This window comes from Flavobacterium anhuiense (assembly GCF_004151235.1).
GTDB classification, from domain to species: Bacteria; Bacteroidota; Bacteroidia; order Flavobacteriales; family Flavobacteriaceae; genus Flavobacterium; species Flavobacterium anhuiense_A.
This window is the reverse complement of the sequence record NZ_JUIV01000004.1, coordinates 275397-300014: the sequence shown is the minus strand read 5'-3', so window position 1 is coordinate 300014 and position 24618 is coordinate 275397. Positions and strand designations below refer to the sequence as shown.

Annotated in this window: 18 protein-coding genes; 13 read left to right on the top strand and 5 right to left on the bottom strand. The window is 34.7% G+C overall.

The window, feature by feature from the left end:
• Positions 1 to 285: 285 nt before the first annotated feature.
• Positions 286 to 765: a DinB family protein gene (locus tag NU08_RS08560; protein WP_129746716.1), complete on the top strand. Its 480-nt coding sequence runs from the start codon at positions 286 to 288 to the stop codon at positions 763 to 765.
• A gap of 46 nt (positions 766 to 811) precedes the next feature.
• Positions 812 to 1309: a DinB family protein gene (locus NU08_RS08555; protein WP_129746715.1), complete on the top strand. Its 498-nt coding sequence runs from the start codon at positions 812 to 814 to the stop codon at positions 1307 to 1309.
• A gap of 39 nt (positions 1310 to 1348) precedes the next feature.
• Here the strand turns inward: NU08_RS08555 and NU08_RS08550 are convergent, their stop codons facing one another.
• Positions 1349 to 2311 carry a helix-turn-helix transcriptional regulator gene (locus NU08_RS08550; RefSeq protein ID WP_129746714.1) on the bottom strand — a complete coding sequence of 321 codons (963 nt, stop codon included), beginning with the start codon at positions 2309 to 2311 and terminating at the stop codon, positions 1349 to 1351.
• Positions 2312 to 2513: 202 nt separating this feature from the next.
• Here NU08_RS08550 and NU08_RS08545 point away from each other — a divergent pair, with 202 nt between their 5' ends.
• Genes NU08_RS08545 through NU08_RS08535 form a run of 3 tightly spaced genes read left to right on the top strand, consistent with a single transcriptional unit; the run spans position 2514 to position 4841 of the window.
• Positions 2514 to 3257, top strand: coding sequence for a prolipoprotein diacylglyceryl transferase (locus NU08_RS08545; protein WP_129746713.1), 744 nt, complete (start codon positions 2514 to 2516; stop codon positions 3255 to 3257).
• Complete coding sequence (locus NU08_RS08540) at positions 3247 to 4638, top strand: radical SAM protein (protein WP_129746712.1); 1392 nt, start codon at positions 3247 to 3249, stop codon at positions 4636 to 4638. Before NU08_RS08545 ends, NU08_RS08540 begins: the two co-directional genes overlap by 11 nt.
• Positions 4639 to 4643: 5 nt before the next feature.
• Positions 4644 to 4841: a hypothetical protein gene (locus NU08_RS08535; protein ID WP_129746711.1), complete on the top strand. Its 198-nt coding sequence runs from the start codon at positions 4644 to 4646 to the stop codon at positions 4839 to 4841.
• A 57-nt stretch (positions 4842 to 4898) separates the two neighbouring features.
• Here the strand turns inward: NU08_RS08535 and NU08_RS08530 are convergent, their stop codons facing one another.
• The 4 genes from NU08_RS08530 to NU08_RS08515 all read right to left on the bottom strand — a co-directional run bounded on the left by NU08_RS08530 (position 4899) and on the right by NU08_RS08515 (position 9159).
• A complete protein-coding gene (locus NU08_RS08530) occupies positions 4899 to 5516 on the bottom strand; it encodes an outer membrane beta-barrel protein (RefSeq protein WP_129746710.1) in 618 nt (205 codons plus the stop codon).
• A 229-nt stretch (positions 5517 to 5745) separates the two neighbouring features.
• Complete coding sequence (lepA, locus tag NU08_RS08525; RefSeq protein ID WP_129746709.1) at positions 5746 to 7542, bottom strand: translation elongation factor 4; 1797 nt, start codon at positions 7540 to 7542, stop codon at positions 5746 to 5748.
• Positions 7543 to 7705: 163 nt separating this feature from the next.
• Positions 7706 to 8407: an NUDIX hydrolase gene (locus NU08_RS08520; protein ID WP_129746708.1), complete on the bottom strand. Its 702-nt coding sequence runs from the start codon at positions 8405 to 8407 to the stop codon at positions 7706 to 7708.
• A gap of 35 nt (positions 8408 to 8442) precedes the next feature.
• Positions 8443 to 9159, bottom strand: a complete 717-nt coding sequence (locus NU08_RS08515; protein ID WP_129746707.1) for an NUDIX hydrolase — start codon at positions 9157 to 9159, stop codon at positions 8443 to 8445.
• Between the two features lie 387 nt (positions 9160 to 9546).
• On the opposite strand from NU08_RS08515, the gene NU08_RS08510 reads away from it, so the two are divergent.
• The 8 genes from NU08_RS08510 to NU08_RS08475 all read left to right on the top strand — a co-directional run bounded on the left by NU08_RS08510 (position 9547) and on the right by NU08_RS08475 (position 24567).
• Positions 9547 to 9792, top strand: coding sequence for a hypothetical protein (locus tag NU08_RS08510; RefSeq protein ID WP_129746706.1), 246 nt, complete (start codon positions 9547 to 9549; stop codon positions 9790 to 9792).
• On the top strand, positions 9770 to 12898 hold the full coding sequence (locus tag NU08_RS08505; RefSeq protein ID WP_129746705.1) for a SusC/RagA family TonB-linked outer membrane protein: 3129 nt from the start codon (positions 9770 to 9772) through the stop codon (positions 12896 to 12898). Before NU08_RS08510 ends, NU08_RS08505 begins: the two co-directional genes overlap by 23 nt.
• An 11-nt stretch (positions 12899 to 12909) precedes the next feature.
• Positions 12910 to 14484 (top strand): RagB/SusD family nutrient uptake outer membrane protein, encoded by a 1575-nt coding sequence (locus tag NU08_RS08500; RefSeq protein WP_129746704.1) that lies wholly within the window; start codon positions 12910 to 12912, stop codon positions 14482 to 14484.
• A 22-nt stretch (positions 14485 to 14506) separates the two neighbouring features.
• Positions 14507 to 15379, top strand: a complete 873-nt coding sequence (locus NU08_RS08495; protein ID WP_129746703.1) for a hypothetical protein — start codon at positions 14507 to 14509, stop codon at positions 15377 to 15379.
• 133 nt (positions 15380 to 15512) lie between these two features.
• A complete protein-coding gene (locus NU08_RS08490; RefSeq protein WP_129746702.1) occupies positions 15513 to 17999 on the top strand; it encodes a glycoside hydrolase family 2 TIM barrel-domain containing protein in 2487 nt (828 codons plus the stop codon).
• 129 nt (positions 18000 to 18128) lie between these two features.
• Complete coding sequence (locus NU08_RS08485) at positions 18129 to 20528, top strand: alpha-xylosidase (RefSeq protein WP_129746701.1); 2400 nt, start codon at positions 18129 to 18131, stop codon at positions 20526 to 20528.
• Positions 20529 to 20845: 317 nt separating this feature from the next.
• Complete coding sequence (locus NU08_RS08480) at positions 20846 to 22852, top strand: glycoside hydrolase family 97 protein (protein WP_129746700.1); 2007 nt, start codon at positions 20846 to 20848, stop codon at positions 22850 to 22852.
• 143 nt (positions 22853 to 22995) lie between these two features.
• Positions 22996 to 24567, top strand: coding sequence for a GH39 family glycosyl hydrolase (locus tag NU08_RS08475; RefSeq protein ID WP_129746699.1), 1572 nt, complete (start codon positions 22996 to 22998; stop codon positions 24565 to 24567).
• The last annotated feature ends 51 nt before the right edge of the window (positions 24568 to 24618 follow it).

Sequence of the window (24618 nt, the reverse complement as noted above, 5' to 3'; positions counted from 1 at the left end):
GTTATAAAGGTGCAAAGGTACAAAGGATTTTTCTTTTTAAGTTACAAAGACACAAAGGTTCAAAGTTGCAAAGTTTTTTATAAACGAATTTTCCGTAGAGACGCACCGTAGTGCATCTGCCTTGTGTATAAATTTTGGTGTAGATTTCCGATGTGTTAAACGCATTGCGGTGCGTCTAAAATGTGCTGAATAATATTTTTTTAAAATATTTTTTTGCTGCTGACAAACTGTTGTCACCAGCCCATTTTACTTTTGAAGTATTAAAAATATTTAAACTTTAAAACCATGAAAACATTAGAAGCACAAGTTATTACTTCAGAAGATTTATTGAAACATTGGCAAGGGCATAGAGCGCTTACACGTCGTTTAATTGAGATTTTCCCAGAGAAAGATTTCTTCGAATTTTCAATTGGCGGTATGAGACCTTTCTCAAAATTAGTGGATGAGCTTTTGGCTATTGCGGTTCCAGGTTTAAAAGGAATCGTAACGAAAGAAACTGCACCTTTTTCAGAAGGAACAGAAAAATTGATTTTTAAAGCACAATATCTTGAAAAATGGGACGAAGCTACAGTAGAAATTGATAAATATTGGCAAGAATTATCGGTTGAGGATTTTAGCGAGACTTTTAATCTTTTTGGCCAATATGAATTTCCTGTAATTCAGAATATCTTATACTTTATCGATAATGAAGTGCATCACCGTGGACAAGCTTATGTGTATTTAAGAGCTTTAAATATCGAACCGCCATTTTTCTGGGAAAGATAATTGATAATTTTTTACTATCTTAATATCACATTCTAAAACTAAGACTATGAGTTTAAAAAAGATAATGTCCAATTTTGCAGATTACAATTTATGGGTAAACCAGCAATTTGTAAACTGGCTTTCGTCAAAGTCAGATGAATTGCTTAACGCAGAAGTGCAATCGAGTTTCTCTACTATCATGAAAACGCTAGATCATATCTGGTCTACAGAAGAATATTGGTTTTCTGTAATTTCTGAAAATGATATGGCAGAAAAGAAGCCTGAAAACGAATTGTCAAAAGATGAAATATTTGAAGGATTACTCAATTCATCTACAAGATTGAAACACCTTATCAATTCATTGTCGGAAGAAGATTTGATGAAAGAAGCTAAAATTACAAATCCGTGGTTTGAATGCGAATTGCCTGTTTCAGATTATCTGCTTCAGGTTATCAATCACGGAACCTATCACCGAGGACAGATTGTAACGATGGGAAGAAATATCGGAATTACAGATGCTTCCAACACCGATTACAATTTTTATAATGTGGTAAAACAGAAATAAATGAAAAACTCCTGTAGATAATTCTATCAGGAGTTTTTTCTATAAAAGCCTTTGCTTGTTGATTTCCAATAATTTCAGTACGTTGGTTTTTAGTATTTCTGGTTCCAGAATCTCTGCATAATCTCCAAACATCAAAAACCATCTCGGAAAAGCGTTATTAATATCTCTTGACATAAAAGTCATTTCGATTTTTTCATCATCTACATCTTTTTGCGAAATAAAGCCATGATATTTTCTTTCGGTTGCTAAATATCTCGCTATTTTTCGGTCAATTAAAAGACGAACTTTTGTTGTTGGATGGGTTTCTGTTTTGGTTAAATAAGTTTCCAGAGCGTCATGTTCGATTGTAAAATCGACATCTGTTTTTTTAATTCCCTGAATTCTGTCGGTTCTAAACTGACGGTAATCTTTTCTAAGGTGGCAATAACCCAGAAAATACCAATTGTTATTGTCGTGAAAAACCCCCACAGGCTCCAAATTACGTTCCGTAGTTTCGTCTTTTTCAAAAGTTTTATAGGTCAGAAGAATTTGTTTTTTCTCTGCGATTCCTTCAAAAAGAACGGCCAAAGTATTTGGCGAATTATCATTAAACATCGGTTCTGCATCTTGCATGACAATTCGAGATTCGATGTTCGAAAGGTAATCTTTGTCGTTGCTTCTCAAAACTGCTTTCAGTTTATACATCGCCGACGCATAATGTGTTCCCAAAGAAGGATCGGTAAACTTTTGCATTAATTTTTCAGCGGCAATAAAACTGCTGACTTCTTCGCGTGTAAACATAACTGGCGGAAGACGATAGCCGTCCATCAAAGCGTAACCAACTCCGGCTTCACTATAAATAGGAACTCCCGAAGCTTCAAGAGTTCTAATGTCTCTATAAATAGTTCTCAAACTGCACTCAAAACGATCGGCCAATTCTTGCGCCTTTACAATCTTTTTAGATTGCAATTGAATAAGAATGGCAACAATTCGGTCAAATCGTTTTGGAGTTTCGTCGAGCATTTTTTTTAAGATTCTAAGGTTCTGAGTTGCTGAGATTCTAAGTTTTTTTGCTAATGCAAAGATTCAAAGATACAAATGTAAAAACTAAAGAGGATAAAAAAATCTGTTCCAAATTGAGACAGGTTTTAATTTATAAGTCGAATGAATTTAAACATTTTTTTGCATCTTTACAGAATTATAGTATTAAATTTTAGAGTACAGAATGAAACTTCCTTTTGCGCCAGTTATTTTTGGTTATGAAATCAATATCCATTTAGTTTTAGAATATCTGGCCTTTTTCTTAGGATATCGATATTATGTTTTTTTGAGAAAAAGAACCAATGATACTATTGTTTCTACAAACAGGTTATCGATTATTTTGGGTGCAGCAATTGGAGCTTTTTTAGGTTCTAGAATTATGGGTTTTCTGGAAAATCCTGTTTTTCATCTTGATGCAAGATCAATTTTAGACCTTTTCAATGCGAAGACCATTATGGGAGGATTATTTGGCGGACTCTTGGGGGTTGAAATTGCGAAGAAGATTATAGGAGAAAAAGAATCATCGGGTGATTTATTTACTTTTCCGATTATTCTAGGAATTTTTATAGGGAGAATCGGTTGTTTTTTATCTGGAACTAATGAGTTTACCTATGGAAAAGAAACGACTTTTTTTATGGGAATGAATCTTGGAGATAATGTTATAAGGCATCCAATAGCTTTATACGAATTACTTTTTCTGATTATTTTGTTTTTTGTTTTGAAGAAACTAAAAACAAAAAATCTTAAAAGCGGACTATTATTTCAGTATTTTATGATTGCCTATTTTACGTTTCGCTTTTTCGTAGAATTTTTAAAACCAAATTATTTCCTGATTTTTGGAATAAGTTCGATTCAGATTTTATGTTTGATTTGTCTGCTTTATTATAACAAAACAATTTTAAATTTATTTGTAAAAAATGCCAGTTAGAAAATACACTTATTATGATTTTACATTAAGCCTTTGTCCAGAATGCTTAAAGAGAATTGATGCTAAAATTGTTTTTGAAGACGAGAATGTCTATATGCTTAAAAGATGTCCAGAACACGGAAATTCTAAGGTTTTGATTGCTGACGATATTCAGTATTACAAGAATATCCGAAACTACAATAAACCGTCTGAGATGCCGTATACTTTCAATACAAAAACACATTATGGCTGTCCGTACGATTGTGGTTTATGCCCAGATCATGAACAGCATTCTTGTTTGACAGTTGTAGAGGTTACAGATCGATGCAATTTGACGTGTCCAACTTGTTATGCAGGTTCATCGCCTAGTTACGGCAGGCACAGAACTCTTGAAGAAATAAAAGCAATGCTCGATACGGTTGTTAAAAATGAAAAAGAACCTGATGTAGTGCAGATCAGCGGAGGTGAACCAACCATACATCCTGAGTTTTTTGAAATTTTGGATTACGCAAAATCAATTCCGATAAAACATTTAATGCTAAATACAAATGGAATTAAAATTGCAAAAGACAAAGAATTTGTTCAGCGATTAAAAAGCTATTCTCCAGACTTTGAAATTTATCTTCAGTTTGATTCTTTTGAAGATAGCGTATTGCAGGAACTTCGCGGAGCTGATTTAAGCGAAATACGAAAACAAGCTTTAGAAAATCTAAATGAAGTTAATTTGTCCACGACTTTGGTTGTTACACTTCAGAAAGGATTAAACGATCATGAAATAGGTAAAATTATTGAGTTTGCCTTAAAGCAAAAATGTGTTCGTGGAGTTACATTTCAGCCCACTCAAATTGCAGGCCGATTGGAGAATTTTAACTTAGAAACCGATCGAATGACCTTAACAGAAGTAAGAAGAAAAATTCTGGAGCAGACGACAGTTTTTAATTCTGATGATTTACTTCCGGTTCCTTGTAATCCTGATGCTCTGGTAATGGGTTATGCATTGAAATTAGGAGACGAAGTTTTTCCGCTGACACGATATATTAATCCAAACGATTTATTGGACAATAGTAAAAACACAATTATTTATGAGCAGGATGAAGTGCTTCGTGGCAAAATGATAGATTTGTTTAGTACGGGAAATTCTGTAGAAGTTGCACAGGAAAATCTGAAATCTATATTGTGTTGTCTTCCTAATATTGATGCGCCAGAACTAGGTTATGACAATCTGTTTCGAATTATCATCATGCAGTTTATTGATGCCTATAATTTTGATGTGAGAGCAATAAAAAAATCATGCGTGCATATTGTCAATAAGGATAATAAAATAATTCCGTTTGAAACCATGAATTTATTTTATAGAGATGATAAAGTAAAAAGATTAGAAGAATTAAGAACTGAAATATAAAGAATATGACAGCACTAGAAGTTGGTAATTTAAATGGTTTGGTTGCGTTTTTTGTAGCGATTATGGTAGGGCCGCCAATTTTAATGGCAATTATTGGTTTCGCAATTAAGAAAAACAATCCCAATGCAGCAAAAGTTTGTTTTATTATTGGAGCATTATATTTGCTTATTGGATTAGGAATATGCGGAACACTTCTGTCTTAAGAAAAACCCTCAATAAACTGAATTATTGAGGGTTTAAGTTATATTATTACAAGAGGATTAAAATCTAAACAATAATCCGAATTTTGGTTGGTCAAAGATGTTTTCAAATAAATTGATGTTTAATTGAAAAGTGTCAGACGATGGGCCATTTTCTGGAGAAACACTGTTGTATGATAATAAATTAGCAAGAGTAAAAGTAACGGCAATGTTTTTAGTTACGAAATAATTTAAACCAACATTGATATTGGCTGTTAGACTATTGCTATTATCTGTACCAGTAATTGGACTTTCGTATTTATTTCTGCCGTATCCCAAACCTACTTCTCCATAAGCTTTGAATCGTTTTTTATCGAGTTCCAATACATAATATCTTGCGAAACCACCGATTCCAAAAATATTAGTTTTTTCATCGGTTGCTTCAACTTTATTACTAGAATAGCTCAATTGTCCCCCAACGGCAAATTTATCATTAAGAAAATATCCAAATTTGGGATTAAAAGCATAATAGTCTTTATCTCCACCAGTAGTGATCTGAATAGAACCTTCTATAAACATATCGCCATGTTGGAAAGTAATACCTTTTGCAGAATTCATTTCTGAGTCAACTTGATCTTGCTGTGCATTTGCAAAGTAAAATGTAAATAATGCTAGAATAACAGATAATTTGGTTTTCATAGTCTTGTAATGTTAAAGTTGTAAGATTAAAAATACATTTTTTGTGTTAAAAAGGCTTGCGATTTATTCGAATGAGTTAATATTGAATTTTTTGAGTTAATAATCTGTTTAATTTGTAAGTTTTAACGTTATAATTTTTTAACTTTAAACAAATAAAAAACCCGACAACATAAGTCATCGGGTTTAGTCTATTATCTTTGTTCTTTACTCTTTTATCTAAAAAGAAAGTCTAGTCGTTCAATTTCAAAACAGCCATAAATGCTTCTTGCGGAATCTCAACGTTTCCTACCTGACGCATACGTTTTTTACCTTTTTTCTGTTTTTCAAGAAGTTTACGCTTACGCGAAATATCTCCACCGTAACATTTTGCGGTAACGTCTTTACGAAGTGCTTTAATAGTTTCACGAGCAATAATCTTAGCTCCAATTGCCGCTTGAATCGGAATATCAAATTGCTGTCTTGGGATAAGTTCGCGTAATTTCTCGGTCATTTTTTTACCGATGTTGTAAGCGTTATCTTCGTGAATCAATGCAGAAAGTGCATCAACAGTTTGTGCATTCAAAAGAACGTCAAGCTTAACTAATTTCGAAGTTCTCATTCCGATTGGAGAATAATCGAAAGAAGCGTAACCTTTAGAAACTGTTTTTAAACGATCGTAAAAATCGAATACAATTTCGGCCAATGGCATGTCAAAGTTTAATTCAACACGTTCAGTTGTTAAGTAAGTTTGGTTGGTAATTAAACCACGCTTTTCGATACATAAACTCATTACGTTTCCAACAAAGTCAGATTTTGTAATGATCGTAGCTTTAATAAAAGGCTCTTCAACTCTGTCCAGTTTTGAAGGCTCTGGTAAATCTGAAGGGTTGTTTACAACGATTGGAGTTTCTGGATGTTTTTTAGTATAAGCTAAGTACGAAACGTTAGGAACCGTAGTAATTACAGTCATGTCAAACTCACGCTCTAAACGCTCTTGGATAATTTCCATGTGAAGCATCCCTAAGAATCCGCAACGGAAACCAAATCCTAATGCCGCAGAACTTTCTGGAGTAAATACTAAAGAAGCATCATTTAACTGTAATTTTTCCATTGAAGAACGTAAATCCTCGTAATCTTCTGTATCAACAGGATAAATACCAGCAAATACCATTGGTTTTACATCCTCAAAACCAGCAACCATATTCGTTGTCGGAACTTTTGCATCTGTAATCGTATCACCAACTTTTACTTCACGAGCTTCTTTAATTCCAGAAATCAAATAGCCAACATCTCCTGCTGAAACCACATTTTTAGGAACTTGATTTAATTTTAAAGTACCAATTTCGTCAGCAAAATATTCATTATCTGTAGCCATGAATTTAATTTTCTGGCCTTTTTTGATTTCACCATTTACAACTCTAAAGATTACCTCAATTCCACGAAATGGATTGTAAACCGAGTCAAAAATTAAAGCTTGCAATGGCTCTTCTGGATCACCTTTCGGAGCAGGAATTTTTTCGATAATGGCAGCAAGAATGTTCTCAACACCAAAACCAGTTTTTCCTGAAGCATGAATAATATCTTCCAATTTACAACCAAGTAAATCGATAATATCATCACTAACTTCTTCTGGGTTTGCACTTGGTAAATCGACTTTATTTAAAACCGGAATGATTTCTAAGTCGTTTTCAAGTGCTAAATATAAATTTGAAATTGTTTGTGCTTGAATACTTTGTGCCGCATCAACAATCAATAAAGCTCCTTCGCAGGCAGCGATAGATCTAGAAACTTCATAAGAAAAGTCAACGTGGCCAGGAGTATCAATTAGGTTTAAGATATATTCCTCGCCTTTGTATTTGTATTCCATCTGAATGGCATGACTCTTAATGGTAATTCCACGCTCGCGCTCCAAGTCCATGTTGTCAAGCAATTGCGCTTTTTCTTCACGAGCTGTAACGGTTTGTGTCGCACTTAGTAATCGGTCTGCTAATGTACTTTTACCGTGGTCAATGTGTGCAATAATGCAAAAATTACGTATCTTCTTCATTTTAATATATCGGTTCTCTAATCGATTTTAAGTCTTTTTTTGGAAATAATCTGCGTCAAAGCAATTGCTTTAAAGCATGTTATTAAGGCGCAAAGATAGCGCAAAGTTTTGGATTCTGGAATGCAGATTTTAGATAGTTGAAAGATGTGAATTAAAATTGGCGTTAAAATTCAAAATTAAACCCTTTTTCAGTTAATTTTTTGTACATCTCATCATCAAATTTATAAAGTTTGGCAGCTCTGTGCGAAACGTCTTTTTGTTTTTCATCTAATGCTGTGAGCAATTTCATGTGAAGAATTTTTCGTCTGAAATTAGATTTGTCCAATTCGATTCCAAGAATTTCTTCATACAAATGCATGAGCTGCAACAAAGTAAATTTTTCAGGAAGAAGATTGAAACCAATCGGCGCCTGACGTACACGGTTTCTAAGCTGCAATAGACTAAAATTTAGAATTTCATTGTGGTCAAAAATAAGCTCAGGAATTTCATTGATTTTATACCATTTGGCTTCGATAACTCTCAAACTGGCTTTAATATTATAATCTTCACGATTCACCAAAGTGTAATAGCCAATCGTTACAACACGTCTTTCTGGAACACGTTTTGGATTTGTGAATGCTTTTAGCTGTTCCAGATAAATATTTTCAAGTCCTGTAAGTTCTTGCAAAATACGTTGCGCGGCATCATCAGCACTTTCTTCGAGCTGAAGCCAACCTCCTAGAAGTCCCCATTTGCCTTTGCTTTCACCTTGAGCGTGCTGAACCAAGAGAACTTCGAGGCTCTCTTTATTAAATCCGAAGAAAACACAGTCAATTGTGATTCCCTCTACAGCTGGTTTATGATAGTTAGTAGTTATTTCAGTCAATGTATTATTGTCGTGTTATTTTGTGTATAGAAAATTTAGAATTCAAAATTGAATCCTTTTTCAGTTAATTTCTCATAAATCTCAGGATCAAACTTATAGAGTTGAGCTGCTCTATGAGAAACATCTTGCTGTTTTTCGTCTAATGCCACCAAGAGTTTCATGTGCAGAATTTTTCGTCTGAAATTGGGCTTGTCCATTTCGATTCCCAAAATTTCTTCATACAACTGCATCAATTGCAATAAAGTAAATTTTTCAGGAAGAAGATTAAATCCAATTGGCGCTTGACGAACTCTGTTTCGAAGGTGTTTTAAACTGTAATCTAAAATCTCATTATGGTCGTAAATCAAATCTGGAATTTCATTGATTTTATACCATTGGGCATCAGAAGCGGTAAAACCTGCTTTAATATTATAATCTTCTCTTTTTACAAGAGCATAATAACCAATTGTAATAACACGTCTCAGCGGAAAACGATCTGGATCTCCAAATGCTTTAAGCTGCTCCAGATAAATATTATCAAGACCTGTCAGCTCGTTCAATAAACGATGAGCGGCATTGTCTGTACTTTCTTTTTTATAAATCCATCCTCCTGGAAGTCCCCATTTTCCTTTACTGATACCTTCAGCATGCTGCACTAAAAGAACTTCAAGACTGCCCTTATCAAAACCAAAAATAACACAGTCAATCGTGATGGCATTCATCGCGCTGTTTTCATTTTTATGAGCGGTTTTGTCGTCTACATTTTCAATCATATATGAGATAAATTTTGACAAATTAAATAAATAAAATCATTATTAGCCTTTTTGAAGGCCTTATATTTTTTTTAACGAAACAAAAAATTGACAATCAGTTGTTTAAAAGGCCATAAAAAAAGTGTACCTATTAGGTGAAATCTTAAACGACTGATTGTCAATTTTATAAAACGATGGTTTTATTTCAATTTTTGTTTCGATTCTTGTTTAAATTTTATGGCATTAATAAAAAGAAGTTAGGATTAATCAGAATCGAAAAAAAATAACCCTAATATTTTGTTAATACAGAAAATTTGTTTTACACTTGTAGTCAAATTTACCATAAGATAAATTCAAATTGACTATAAGTAAAAAAACAAAACTACACTTAACTTAAACTTACCACAAATGTATTTTTTAGGAATTGATTTTAATCGCTTTTTGATGAGATTACCATCATCAAATTCTGCCGAAAGAATCGATTTTGAAGTTGCTTATAGTCTACAAGCACTAAATGTTAGAAATGAGATTCAGGCCCTCATTTCTGACATGACCTGCTTGGGAAGTTTTTTTCAGATTTCTCTTAGGGTAGAAAACACTAACTATAACTTAAACTTAATCAATTCTTATTATGAAAAGCAAAAATTGTATTAAAACAACAAAGCTTCCATATTTTATGGCGGTGCTGCTTAGCGTATTTATGATGCAGTTTGGATTTGCTCAAGAATCCAAAACTGTAAGTGGGACAATTACCTCTTCTGAAGACGGATTTGGGGTTCCGGGAGCGACTGTACTTGTACAGGGAACAAAATCGAGTACGGTTACCGATTTTGATGGAAAATATAAAGTAGAGGCTAAAGCAGGCGATGTTTTAGTGATCACTTTTGTAGGTTTTAAAACAGAGAAAATTACGGTTGGAAGTCAAAAAACAGTAAATGTAGTTTTGCAGCCAGAAGCTGCAGAGCTTAAAGAAATCGTAGTAATTGGATATGGCTCACAAAAGAAAACTCTTGTGACTAATGCTGTTACGCAGGTTAGTGGAGAGAGCCTTGCTAAAACAAATACGACAAATGCTCTACAAGCACTTCAAGGACAGGCCGCTGGTCTTCAGGTTACATCAACTTCAGGACAACCTGGGGAGGGTTTAAATGTGGTGATCAGAGGAGCTGGTTCTACAGGTGGAACTTCTCCTTTATATGTTGTAGACGGAATATTGACAAGTGATATTTCTTATTTAAGTAACTCTGATATTGAATCTATTTCTGTTTTAAAAGATGCTGCTTCGGCTGCAATCTATGGATCTCAGGCTTCAAACGGGGTTATTTTAGTAACAACAAAAAAAGGAAAACGTGGAGCGAGTGGTCAAATTACATTTGATCAATATTACGGCGTGCAATCTGTAGCAAGAAAAATGGATATGCTAAATGCAACAGAATATGCTACGATATTAAATGAAGCAGCGGTAAATTCTGGGAAAGCTCCTTATTTTACAAGTGCTCAAATTGCTCAATTAGGAGCAGGAACCAACTGGATGGATAAAGTGATTACGGATAATGCCGCTACTAAAAATTTCGCTTTTGGTGCATCAGGAGGTTCTGACTCGTCAGTTTACTCAACTTCATTATCATACCTAGGGCAAGAAGGAGTTGTAGGCGGAGCAGATTTGTCTAACTATGAACGTTATAATTTTAGATTTAATTCAGAACATAAGCTTTACAAAGATGTGGTAACATTGGGAGAAAACTTAAGTTTTGCATACATTAATAAAAACGGAATTGGTGTTGGGAATCAATACAACAATTCTTTGAGAAGTGCTTTCCAGACTTCGCCATTATTGCCAATGTATGATGACAAGGGGAATTATTACGATACTACAAATGATACAGAACCGTGGTTGGCAGGTCAGGCAAATCCATATGCAATGATGGTCTACAACAATCAAAATGAAAGCAACAACCAGAAATTGCTTGGAAATGTGTATTTGCAAATTGAGCCAATCAAAAACTTAACATTCAAAACTACGCTTGGTCTTGATTATTATGCAGGTGAGGGGCATTCTTATTCTCCTATTTATCGCTTGTCAATTTATGCAAATAGTACCGTTAACTCAGTTAACCAAAGTATGAACAAAGGAAAAACACTTACTTGGGATAACTTATTGACATATAAATTTAATGTGGCTAATAATCATCATTTCGAAGCCATGGCGGGTACATCATCTATTAATTATGACGGAACTTCAATTGGTGCAACCAATGCAGATATCATTTTTAATGATTTGCAGCATGCCTGGTTAGATAATGCTACCAATAAAGACGGAGCCAAAATGTCAATGAATGGTCAAAGAAGTGAGACCAAAAGAATGTCTTATTATGGAAGATTAAACTACAATTACAAAGAAAAGTATTTGATAAATGCCACTTATAGAATAGACGGATCTTCTGTTTTTTCTCCAGAAAACCAATGGGGTTATTTCCCATCAATATCTGGAGGTTGGGTAGTGTCAAATGAAGAATTCTTGAAAGATAAATCAGCACTTAGCTTTTTAAAATTAAGAGCAAGCTGGGGACAAGTTGGAAATCAAAATGCAAGGCCTTTCCAATATTTGTCAACTATAAAATCAAATAATACCAATTATACTTTTGGTGACAAAGAAGGTGTTCTTACTCCTGGAGCTTATCCTGACAGATTATCTAATTTGGATTTAAAATGGGAAACATCAGAGCAAATCGATCTTGGTTTTGATGCCAGATTTTTAGACAACGCGCTTAGTGTAACTTTTGATGCGTACAAAAAAACAAATAAAGACTGGTTGATTTTGGCTCCAGTATTAGCAACAGCGGGTGCCGATGCCCCATATATTAATGGTGGTGATGTAGTTAACCGAGGATTAGAGCTTTCATTGCAATATCAAAATAAAATAGGCGACTTTAATTATAGTATTAGTGCAAACGGTGCCTATAATGAAAATAAAGTGGGACAAATACCTACTTCAGATGGTATTATCCATGGTTTAACTAATGAGCTTTATGCTAATGCTGGTGAATTTTATAGAGCAGAAAACGGACAGCCATTAGGTTATTTCTGGGGGTATAAAACAGCGGGTGTTTTTCAAAACCAAGCTCAAATTGACAATTATAAGTCGGCAAGCGGTATTGTATTGCAACCTAATGCAACTCCAGGAGATGTTATCTATGTAAATACTAACGGAGATGATAAAATAAACGCCGATGATAAAACCAAAATAGGGAAACCAAATCCTGACTTTACTTATGGATTCTCATTATCTGCAAATTATAAGGCTTTTGATTTCTATCTTAATGCAAATGGTGTAGCAGGAAATGAAATCGTACAATCTTATAGAGATCAATCTGGAGCTTATGGCAATTATAATTCTTCAATCTTAGATCGTTGGCACGGAGAAGGAACTTCAAACACTACTCCAAAAGTAACAGAAGACAACAGAAACTTTACGCAATTTTCAGATTTATACCTACAGAATGGAGATTTCTTAAGAATAAGTACAGTTACATTAGGATTTGATTTGGCAAAAATGAAACAATCAAAACCATTCTTTGCAAGCCAGTTTAGACTTTACTTCTCGGTATTGAATCTTTACACTTTTACTAAATATAATGGGATGGATCCAGAAATTGGATTTGGTTCTTCAAACAATGATCAGAAATTTTCTTCAGGTGTGGATATAGGTTACTACCCAAGACCAAGAACATTTATGATGGGATTAAATATTAAACTTTAATAATTAAAAAAATGAAAAATATCTATTTATATATTTTCTGTTTGAGTTTATTATCTCTTGGTTCTTGCAGTTTAGATACAGAACCTTTGACTCAAAAAACAGACACGAATTTTTATAAAACTACAGATGATGCTTTTTCAGCATTAGTAGGTTGTTATGACGGTTTACAAGTTGCAACTGGCGCTGGCGGTAGAGGAATTCCTGTAATGAGCGAAGTAATGTCTGATGACTGTTTTGGCGGAGGTGGTGCTTCTGATGGTTACGATTTGGCAGCTGTAGATGAGTTTGATATCAGCCGTTCTCCAGCAGATGTAGATTTATATAACAGCAACTGGATTGCTTATTATAAAGCGATTTATCGTTGTAATGTTTTCTTGTCTAAAATGGATCAGATTGACTGGAAAGGTGATACAGTTCTTAGAAATACTTACGAATCGGAAACTAAATTTATTAGAGCATATATTTATTTTGAAATGGTGCGTTTGTGGGGTAACATCCCATTATTAATAGCTCCGTCTTCTGAAAATATTCCGCAGGCAAATCCAGATGAGGTTTATAAAGTTATAGCAGAAGATTTAGTATTTGCTGCAAACAATTTGCCAGCAGTTGGATATAGTGCTACAACAAGCGGACATGTTACTAAGTGGGCAGCAAAATCTTTATTAGGCCGTGTGTTTTTATATTATACAGGATACTACGGAAAAACTGATTTAGTAGGAGTGGTTACAAAAGCCCAAGCTTTAGCTCATTTAGAAGATGTTATCGCAGGAAGTGGACATGGTTTAGTTGATGATTTTTCTGCTTTGTGGCCAGCAGCATCAGTTGATAAATATGCAGGAGAAGATAATAGAGAAACAGTATTTGCTATAAAGTACAGCTATACTAGTGATTACAATGGAAATACAGATGGTAATGCTTGGTTAGTAATGTTCGGAATGAGAGAGTTCTCCTCTTACCCTTACGGACATGGATGGGGAGTTACTGTAAATTCAAAATTATGGAATATTTACGATGCTAATGATACAAGACGAGACGCAAGTATAATTGGAATCGCTGAAGAAAATATTCCATTTGACAAATTGAATAGCCAAAGAGAGTATACTGGATATTATAATAAAAAATATACTCCAATGGTTGATGAGAACGGATTAGAACTTCCTATTAAATTGGGTAGCAAATTCTGGGATATAAGTCAATTTCAAGATTATGTGGTTATAAGATATGCAGATGTATTATTGATGGCTGCCGAATTAGAAAGCGGAAATTCTCAGGCTTATTTCGATCAAGTGAGACAAAGAGCTTATAAAGCCAATTTTACATCGTTACCAGTAAGTAAAGATAATATACTGAAAGAAAGACATTTAGAATTTGCTCTAGAAGGTGTTAGATATTGGGACTTATTGCGTCAAGGAATTGGAACGGCTTCTTCAACTATCGCAGAAACTACAACTTTGCTAAGCGGCGGTGTGGCTGGAACAAAAACAATCTCAGCGGCTAAAATTCAAGCTACAAAAGGATTGCAACAAATTCCTAATACACAAATAACGTTATCTGGTGGAGTTTTAAAACAAAATGCGGGTTGGTAATATTAACTAAAAAATGAAAAAAATGAAAAAGACTAAATTAGTAATTACATCATTTTTGATGTTAGTGGTACTATTTCTTATACCATCTTGTTCCCCTGAATCCTATTCTTTAGATAGTATAATGGATAAATCGGATGTAAAGTTTGAGGTTACTCAGGATCTTGTAGCAAAACCGGGCGGAAATGTAGTAAAATTAAAGAACTTGACTCCAGGAATTATTCCTTATTTTAGTTATACAGATAGTAAAGGCAATGCATTAGGACATAGTAATTTGAACGAAACTACGATTTCACTGCCATTCTCAGGCACTTACAACATTAGCCTTACTGCCTTTGGACAAGGAGGTTCAGTAAGTTCGACAAAAACAGTAACCGTTACAGAAAATGATACGAGTTTATTTAGTGATCCAAGATGGGATTTACTAACTAATGGAGTTGAAGGCAAAACATGGGTATTGTACATGACTGCACCTCTTGAATTTATCGGCAAACCAGCATCTTATCAGAATATTGCCGTAAGCGGTCATGGTTGGTGGCCAAATTTATCTGATATTTCTTGGGCAGGTCTGGAAAATAAAGATTGGGGAGAAATTACATTTGATCTTAATGGAGGTTATAATGTTTCCGTAAAACAAACTAATTCAGCGCTAGGCAATACTACACAGCAAACTAAAATCGGAACTTTTAATTTTAGCCTGACGCCAGGTTCAACAAATGATAGACTTGGTTTTAACGGAGGAACAGAAATGCTACATCCAATGGTTGCGAGCTATTATAGTTCTGCTTTTAGTTTTACTAATGTGCAAATTGTAGAACTTACCGAAACAACATTGGCTTTTATAGCGATCAGGGCAGATGGTGATTACTTAATTTATCACTTGGTGGCAAAACAATAATAGTTTAATTTAGTAAGTCTCAGCTTTTTAAAATAGGTGCTATTTTTTAAAACTGAGACTTACTACTTGTTTTAAGCGGTGGAGAAAATATAATTTTAGTTCTAACTTAATTTTCAAACAAAAAACAATGCTCATGAATAAAAGAAAAAGTTTTAGGAACAGATTGTTCTTACTAATGTTAGTAGGAATCACAGTATTCAGTTCTTGTAACAAAAAACAAGATGCATTTGTAAACCGAAAAGTTTCTTTTAATGCCAACTGGAGCTTTCACCTTAATGATAGTATAGTCGATAAAGACACGATTGGAGTTTCAACAAAATGGAGAACTTTAGACGTTCCTCACGATTGGAGCATTGAAGGAAAATTTGATGAAAAAAGCCCTGCTGGTTATGGAGGAGGATCTCTTAGCGGAGGTTTAGGCTGGTACAAAAAAATATTTAAAGTCGCTGCAGAAGACAGTACAAAAATAACTTCAATCACTTTTGATGGCGTTTACAGAAACAGTGAAGTCTGGATAAATGGCCATTATTTGGGAAAACGTCCAAACGGATATATTGGTTTTCAATATGAAATTTCTCAATACTTAAATTACGGAGACAAAAACAACGAAATAATTGTTAAGGTTGACAATTCAAAACAACCTAATTCACGCTGGTATTCGGGTTCAGGAATTTTTAGAAATGTCTGGATCGAAACCACAGATAAACTTCACGTTGGACAATGGGGAACGTACATTACAACTCCAAAAGTTACCGCTGAAAAAGCTTCGGTAAATATTGAAACAACAATCAAAAATCAATACAAAGAAGGTAAAAAGGCAACGGTAACGACTACTATTTTTAAAGAAGATACCAAAGTAACATCGGTTACTCAAAATATAACAATTGGTGCGAATGACAATCAAACTATAAAGCAATCTGCAGAAGTTGAAAATCCGATTTTATGGTCAGATGAAAAACCGGAATTGTACACAGCTGTTACCGAAATTTCGCTTGACGATAAAATAATAGATCAATACAAAACTACTTTCGGAATCAGAGATTTTAAATTTGACTTGAACAAAGGTTTTGTTTTGAATGGAAAGCAAGTCAAAATAAAAGGAGTCTGCATGCATCACGATTTAGGACCGCTGGGTTCTGCAATCAATACAAGAGCAATCCAACGACAGTTAGAGATTTTGAAAGAAATGGGCGTAAACGGAATCAGAACTTCACACAATCCTCCAGCTCCAGAACTGTTACAGCTTTGCGACAAAATGGGTTTCATTGTAATGGATGAAGCTTTTGATATGTGGAAAACGAATAAGACAAAATACGATTATGCCAATGATTGGGAAAAATGGCATAAAAAAGATTTGACAGATCAATTGCTTCGTGACCGTAATCATGCCAGTATTTTTATTTGGAGCATTGGAAATGAAATTCCAGATCAATGGAGCGAAACCGGACTGCAAATTGCCAAAGAATTAGCTGGAATTGTACGCCAATATGATAAAACACGTCCGATTACTGCAGCGATGAATCCGCCAGTCAATATGAATATTAACGAGGTAACGTTGCAATTTGAGAAGAAAAATGTTCAAATTAATCCAATTGCTGCTTCTGGAGTTTTAGATTTAATAGGATACAATTATGCGCATCAAACCTATTCGCATCATCAGGAAAATTTCCCGAAAACACCTTTTATCGCAACCGAAACTACTTCAGGTTTGCAGACAAGAGGATATTATGATGCTGTTTCTGATACAATAAAAAAATGGCCAGTAAGATGGGATCTTAAATTTACTGAAGGAAATCCAGAGAATACTGTTTCAGCTTACGATCAGGTTCAAGCGCCTTGGGGTTCTACGCACGAAGCGACTTGGAAAGTGATTAAAAAACACGATTACCTTTCAGGAATGTACATTTGGACTGGCTTCGATTACATTGGAGAACCAACTCCATACGAATGGCCATCGGTAAGTTCGTATTTCGGAATTGTAGATTTGGCAGGTTTCCCGAAAGACGTTTATTATATGTACCAAAGTGAATGGACAGATAAAACGGTTCTTCATATTTTCCCACATTGGAACTGGAAAGCTGGACAAACGGTTGATGTTTGGGCATACTACAATAAAGCCGATGAGGTGGAACTTTTCGTAAACGGAAAATCAGTTGGAAAAAGAAGCAAAAAAGGAGATGATTTACATGTAATGTGGCGAATTCCTTTTGAAGCAGGAACTCTAAAAGCCATTTCTCGTAAAGATGGAAAAATGGTTTTAGAAAAAGAAATCAAAACAGCTGGAAATCCTGCACAATTAAAATTAACTGCAGATAGAAGCACCATCAAAGCGGATAAAAATGATTTGTCATTTATTACAGTTGATATTTTAGATGATAAAGCAACTTTAGCACCAAATGCAAATAACGAAATCAACTTTTCATTAAAAGGAAACGGAAAAATCGTAGGCGTTTGCAGTGGAGATCCAGTTAGTCATGAACCGTACAAAGGAACTAAACATACGGCTTTGGCAGGAAAATGTTTGGTGATTGTACAATCTGGAGATACATCAGGTAGATTGGAATTGACCGCTAAAGCGAATGGCTTAAAACAAGCTACAATTGTAATAACAACAGAATAATAAGTTACGCTATCCTAACAGGTTTCCAAAACCTGTTAGGTATCAATAGATTTTTATTAAGATATAAATAAAATACCTAACAGGTTTTGGAAACCTGTTAGGATAAACTAACATCTAGATTATTAACCAATGAAAAACTCAAAACTAACCGCATTGTTTTCTGCCTTAATGTTTGGATTTTTAGTAGTTCCAAATGCAACTGCTCAAATCCAAAATGCAGATGTATTAAATGCTCCAATAGATATCAGTAAAGATTTTCAGAACTATCTGAACACTTTTTATTTCGCAGACGAACTAGCTTCTTTTGATCCTGCAACAGGAAAAGGAACCATAAAATATTTGCGATACAATTATAAAACACGTCAGGCTTTCAACAACATGATGATGAAACCCGATGTAGAAAAAGCAAACGAATTTCCAACAACAGAATATGAAGCTTCGCCAGTTTTGCCATTCGAAATTCAGTTTGTTTCAGATAGAACTGTTAGAATCAAAACGACTTCTGGACCTCAATTTCATCCTCAGGCAGCATCTTTAATGTTGGTTGACGGCGTTGCGCCAAATCACCCTGAATTATGGAAATATGCTAAAATCGAAGGTGGTCACAGTTACACAAGCAAACATGGACGAGTTGAAATATTAGTAAAACCATGGCACGTAAAAATCTACGATGAAAAAGGGAAATTGCTGACAAGTACACTTCATGATACTGATTTTAAAAACACCTATACACCAACACTTCCGTTTTCTTACGTTCGCAGAAACAGCGATTATTCAAGAAGTATGGGCGCGGCTTTCAGTTTGGAACCAGACGAAAAAATATTTGGTTGCGGTGAATCATTCACACAATTCAACAAACGCGGTTCAAAAGTAGTTTTGTGGGCAGATGATGCAAACGGAATCCAAAATGAAACGATGTATAAACCAATTCCGTTTTACATGAGCAGTCGTGGATACGGAGTTTTTATGCATCATTCCACACCAATTACAGTTGACTTTGGAAAATACTTTTCAAGTGCCAACGAAATGTATATTGGAGACGACGAAGCCGATTTGTTTTTCTTTATTGGAGAACCAAAAGACATTTTAGATCAATATACCAATTTGACAGGAAAAGCTGCCATGCCACCACTTTGGTCATTCGGTTTCTGGATGAGCCGTATTACCTATTTCTCAGAAAAAGAAGGACGTGACGTTGCAAGAGATTTGCGTAAATACAAAATTCCAACCGATGTTATTCACTTTGACACAGGCTGGTTTGATGTAGATTGGAGAAACAACTACGAGTTTGCAAAATCTCGTTTCCCAGATGCTGTAAAAATGATGTCTGATTTAAAGAAAGATGGTTTCCAAGTTTGTCTTTGGCAGTTGCCTTATTTCACGCCAAAAAATACTTTGTTTCCAGAAATCATGGATAAAAATTTAGCCGTTAGAGACAGAAAAGGAAATCTTCCTTATGAAGATGCTGTTTTAGACTTCTCGAATCCAGAAACTATTTCTTGGTACCAAGGAAAATTGAAAAAATTGTTTGATGATGGGGTCGCGGTTTTTAAGGTTGATTTTGGAGAAGCAGCACCGCCAGACGGAATTTACCATTCTGGAAGAACAGGTTTCTACGAGCATAATTTATATCCATTAAGATACAATAAAGCAGTTGCAGAAATTACTCAAAAAGAAAAAGGATATACTTTAATCTGGGCTAGAAGTACTTGGGCAGGATCGCAGCGTTATCCTTTGCATTGGGGTGGAGATGCTGAAACTTCAAACGGCGCAATGTCGGCAGAATTACGCGGTGGACTTTCATTAGGTCTTAGCGGATTCAGTTTCTGGAGTCATGATGTTGGAGGTTTCGCAACCAAATCGCCTGAAAACATTTACAGACGATGGACGCCATTCGGAATGTTTACTTCACACGTAAGAAGCCACGGCGAACCTCCGCGCGAGCCTTGGTTATATAGCAAAGAATTCTTAGAAGGATTTAGAAAAGCTGATAATATGCGTTACGAATTGATGCCATATATCTACGCTCAAGCAAAAGAAAGTTCTCAAAAAGGATTGCCAATGATGCGAGCTCTTTTTGTAGAATATCCAAACGATCCAGGAGCTTGGTTAGTAGATAATCAATATTTATTTGGTTCAAGTATGTTGGTTGCACCACTTTTTGAAGAAGTTGAAGAAAGAGACGTGTACCTTCCAGAAGGAACTTGGATTGATTATCAAACTAAAAAAGTGTACCAATCTGGTTGGCATAAAATCAAAGCGGGTGAAGTGCCAATCGTAGTTTTAGTAAAAGACGGAACTGCAATTCCGCACATCGGTTTAGCGCAGTCTACAAAAGATATGGATTGGAGCAAATTGACATTAAAAGTATTCGCAAGCGATAAAACGACTTCGGCAACAGCCAAAGTATTTTTACCGGAAGGTGATGCTGTTCAGGAAATAAAAGTGAACAAAAACGGAAACAATTTCGACGTAGCAGCAAATCCATTAAACGGAAAAACCACTTTTAAAACCGAGTGGATTAAATAAAAAAGTTAAACACAAATTACACGAATTACCACGAATTGAATTTGTGATAATTTGTGGAATTTGTGGTGAAAAAATAAAAATATTTAAACACATAGAAACATAGGTTTCATATTTGTGAATAAAGAAATTGGAAAGAAACTAGTTTCTAACACATAGAAAACTATGTGAATTTAAACAAGTGAAACGCCTTTTTTTAAAGACTCCAATGAGCTATATTTCTATGTGTTAAAAAAATGCAACCACAAATTGCACAAATTATCACAAATTCAATTCGTGGAAATTAGTGAAATTCGTGGCAAAAAATAATTCCAAAAAACATGAAAAATTATCTAATTCTCCCAGCCGTACTGTTTTCAATAACAATAGGCTACAGTCAAAAAACTAAGAATGCTTACGAATTGGCATCGCCAAACGGACAAAATAAAATCAAATTTGAGCTGGTAAAAAATGCTCCAAAATATGCCGTTTCTCACGGAAAGACAGAAGTAATTTCTCCGTCGGATATGGGATTTATATTGAAAGGAAATGAAGACTTAAGTTCAAATTTTGAAATTAAAGGAGCAAAAACTTCTACGTTTGACGAGACTTGGGAACAAGTTTGGGGAGAAAAGAAAAACATAAGAAATCACTACAATCAATTGGTAGTCGATTTACAGCAAAAAACAGGAAACAAAAGAAAACTACAGATTCAGTTTCGTGCTTTTGATGACGGAGTAGCTTTCAGATATGTTTATCCAAAACAAAATGTAAAAGACAGTATTTTCATCATGGATGAAAAAACGACTTTTAACTTAAAAGAAGATGGAAAAGCATGGTGGATTCCTGCAAACCGACCAGACCGTGATGAATATTTATTTAAAGATGCGCCAGTAAGCACTTTGGATACCGTTTTAACTCCATTAACAATTGAAAGCAAAAGCGGATTGGCTTTAAGTTTCCACGAAGCAAACTTGTATGACTTCGCAAGTATGACTTTGGTAAACACAAAAGGAACAGAATTAAAATCAGATCTTGTGCCTTGGGCTGATGGAATTAAAGTTCGTGTAAAAGATTCGTTTACTTCTTCTTGGAGAACGATTCAAATAGGAGAAAATCCAGGAGAATTAATTACTTCTTATTTGGTTTTAAACTTGAATGAGCCAAACAAATTAAAGAATACAAACAGCTATTTCAAACCGTATAAATATTTAGGAATTTGGTGGGGAATGCACATCGGGAAATATACTTTCTGGGAAAGCGACAAACAAGGAGCAACTACAAAACACGCCGAAGAATATATCGATTTTACAGCAAAAGAAGGTTTCAACCATTTATTGATTGAAGGTTGGAACAAAGGCTGGACTCCGGCTTGGTATGAAAACCGTATGCACATGTTCAGCTTCACGAAAAGCGCTGACAATTTCGATTTAGAAAAAGTGGTTGAATATGGAAAGAAAAAGAACATCGAATTAATCGGATATCACGAAACGGGTTCAAACTTGATTAACTACTTAAAAGAAGTTGACGAAGGTTTTGCTCTATACAAAAAATTAGGAATTCATACCGTAAAAATTGGTCACGTTGGTTCTAAACTGAATATGAAACAAATGCACTTTGGGCAGTTTGGAGTAAATTATTTCAGATACATTTTAGAAAAAGCGGCACAATACGATTTAGCCGTTTTATACCACGAATCAATTAAAGATACAGGAGAAAGAAGAACTTATCCAAACATGGTTTCGAGAGAAGCAGCACGCGGACAAGAATACAACGCTTGGAGTGAAGGAAATCCACCTAACCATTTAAGTATTATTCCGTTTACAAGATTACTTTCGGGACCAATGGATTTTACGCCTGGAATTTTTGATGTTGAGGTAAAACAAGGTTATCCAGGAAAAAGAATTCAAGGAACAGTTGGACAGCAATTGGCATTGTATGTAACGATTTATTCTCCAATTCAAATGTTAGCCGATCTTCCTGAAAATTACGAAGGAAAACCAGCATTGCAATTCTTAAAAGATGTTCCAACAGATTGGGAAGACACAAAAATCTTAGAAGGAAAAATTGGTGAGTACATCACAACAGCAAGAAAAGACAGAAACAGTGCTGATTGGTATTTAGGAACTTTAACAAATGAAAAACCAAGAAATGTAGAAGTTTCATTATCATTCTTAGATTCGAATGCCACTTACGAAGCACAAATTTATGTTGATGCTGAAGGAACAGATCAGACTCATAATCCAGAAGCAGTGGCAATTTCGAAAAAAACAGTAAAAGCATCAGATAAATTACAATTGAAATTAGGCGGAGCTGGCGGTGGCGCAGTAAGATTCAAGAAATTATAATTTTAAGTATCCTAACAGGTTTCCAAAACCTGTTAGGTGTTTAATTTAGAAGAACTTATGAATTAGTTGCTAAAGATTAGGAGCGTAAAAGATACCTAACAGGTTTCTAAAACCTGTTAGGATAATAATAAACATATTTTCAGATGAAAAGAATTTTAATATTATTGGTTTTAATTCATTCAATCCAAATCATTGGACAAAACAATAATGCTGAAAATCGAATCATAAAAGTTGATTTCAAAAAAGAAGCAGGAAAATTAAACACCATGTTTAAAGAATGCATTGGTGCGGGAAGAGCAAATGAAGGTCTTCGCGCCGATTGGCAGCAGCAATTAGCATTGGTAAAAAAAGAATGCGATTTTAAATACATTCGTTTTCATGGTTTATTGTCTGATGATATGGCCGTTTATCGTGAAGACGAAAAAGGAAAATCAGAATATAATTACCAATATGTAGATGTTTTATTTGATTATATTGTGAGCCTGAAAATGAAACCATTTGTAGAATTAGGTTTTATGCCGAATGCTTTGGCGAGTGGAAAAGAAACCATTTTTTGGTGGAAAGGAAACGTAACGCCACCGAAAGATTATAAAAAATGGGAGGATTTAATTAGAAATTTAACCCAACATTTTAAAGAGCGTTATGGAGACGAAGAAGTAAAAACTTGGTATTTTGAAGTTTGGAACGAACCGAATTTATCGCCAGGATTTTGGACTGGAACTCAGGAAGAATATTTCAAATTATACGATTACGCAGCTCGCGGTGTAAAAGCAGTAAATCCAGCTTACAGAGTCGGCGGACCAGCAACAGCAGGTTCAGCATGGGTTGCTGAAACAATTGATTTTTGTGCGAAGAATAATGTTCCGATGGATTTTGTTTCGACACATACTTATGGAGTGAAACATGGTTATTTGGACGAATTCGGAACTTCGGGAACAATTTTGAATCAGGATGAATGGAGTGTAAGCGGTGAAATTATCAATTCAAGAAAATTGATTACAGAATCGGTTAAACCAAATCTAGAATTGCATTACACAGAATGGAGTTCATCTTACACACCGGCAGATCCAATTCACGACAGTTATCATTCGGCAGCATATATTTTGCAAAAAATTAAACAAGTTGGAAATGCTGCAAACTCCATGTCATATTGGGTTTTTACCGATATTTTTGAAGAAGCGGGACCAAGATTTACGCCTTTTCATGGCGGTTTCGGATTGTTGAATACACAGGGAATTAAAAAGCCAGCCTATTTCTCTTATTATTTAATGAATAAATTGGGAGAAACAGAACTTCAAAATTCAGATAAAGCTTCTTGGACTTCTAAAAATGCAAAAGGCGATGTGCAAGTTTTGCTTTGGGATTTTACGAATACGCATCCTGGTGATAAAGAATTGAATCAAACCTATTACATTAAAGATCTTCCATCAAAAGAAAAAGGAAAAGTGAAAGTTGAAATTGACGGAATACAAAAAGGAAAATATCTTTTAGAAATATACAAAGTCGGTTATAAAGTGAATGACGCTTACGCGGATTATATGGCTATGAATAAACCAAGTCAATTAACACGTGAGCAAGTTAATTCAATAAAAGAGAAAAATAACGGCGCGCCGATTTCGACAGAAAAAATTACAATTGACGGAAAAGGAACTTTTAGCAAGGAATTTAAAATCAATGAGAATGATGTTTTTTTTCTTAATTTAATCAAAGAATAAAAACCACAAACAATATAATTATTAACTGGATTTGAAGTCTATGCGTGAGGA

Bases quoted from the DNA above. Each gene is read 5' to 3' on its own strand.
- NU08_RS08510 (WP_129746706.1), top strand. From the start codon at position 9,547: ATGTATTTTTTAGGAATTGATTTTAATCGCTTTTTGATGAGATTACCA.
- NU08_RS08560 (WP_129746716.1), top strand. From the start codon at position 286: ATGAAAACATTAGAAGCACAAGTTATTACTTCAGAAGATTTATTGAAA.
- NU08_RS08550 (WP_129746714.1), bottom strand. From the start codon at position 2,311: ATGCTCGACGAAACTCCAAAACGATTTGACCGAATTGTTGCCATTCTT.
- NU08_RS08530 (WP_129746710.1), bottom strand. From the start codon at position 5,516: ATGAAAACCAAATTATCTGTTATTCTAGCATTATTTACATTTTACTTT.
- NU08_RS08500 (WP_129746704.1), top strand. From the start codon at position 12,910: ATGAAAAATATCTATTTATATATTTTCTGTTTGAGTTTATTATCTCTT.
- NU08_RS08480 (WP_129746700.1), top strand. From the start codon at position 20,846: ATGAAAAATTATCTAATTCTCCCAGCCGTACTGTTTTCAATAACAATA.
- NU08_RS08490 (WP_129746702.1), top strand. From the start codon at position 15,513: ATGAATAAAAGAAAAAGTTTTAGGAACAGATTGTTCTTACTAATGTTA.
- NU08_RS08505 (WP_129746705.1), top strand. From the start codon at position 9,770: ATGAAAAGCAAAAATTGTATTAAAACAACAAAGCTTCCATATTTTATG.
- lepA (WP_129746709.1), bottom strand. From the start codon at position 7,542: ATGAAGAAGATACGTAATTTTTGCATTATTGCACACATTGACCACGGT.
- NU08_RS08515 (WP_129746707.1), bottom strand. From the start codon at position 9,159: ATGATTGAAAATGTAGACGACAAAACCGCTCATAAAAATGAAAACAGC.
- NU08_RS08475 (WP_129746699.1), top strand. From the start codon at position 22,996: ATGAAAAGAATTTTAATATTATTGGTTTTAATTCATTCAATCCAAATC.
- NU08_RS08485 (WP_129746701.1), top strand. From the start codon at position 18,129: ATGAAAAACTCAAAACTAACCGCATTGTTTTCTGCCTTAATGTTTGGA.
- NU08_RS08535 (WP_129746711.1), top strand. From the start codon at position 4,644: ATGACAGCACTAGAAGTTGGTAATTTAAATGGTTTGGTTGCGTTTTTT.
- NU08_RS08495 (WP_129746703.1), top strand. From the start codon at position 14,507: ATGAAAAAGACTAAATTAGTAATTACATCATTTTTGATGTTAGTGGTA.
- NU08_RS08545 (WP_129746713.1), top strand. From the start codon at position 2,514: ATGAAACTTCCTTTTGCGCCAGTTATTTTTGGTTATGAAATCAATATC.
- NU08_RS08555 (WP_129746715.1), top strand. From the start codon at position 812: ATGAGTTTAAAAAAGATAATGTCCAATTTTGCAGATTACAATTTATGG.
- NU08_RS08540 (WP_129746712.1), top strand. From the start codon at position 3,247: ATGCCAGTTAGAAAATACACTTATTATGATTTTACATTAAGCCTTTGT.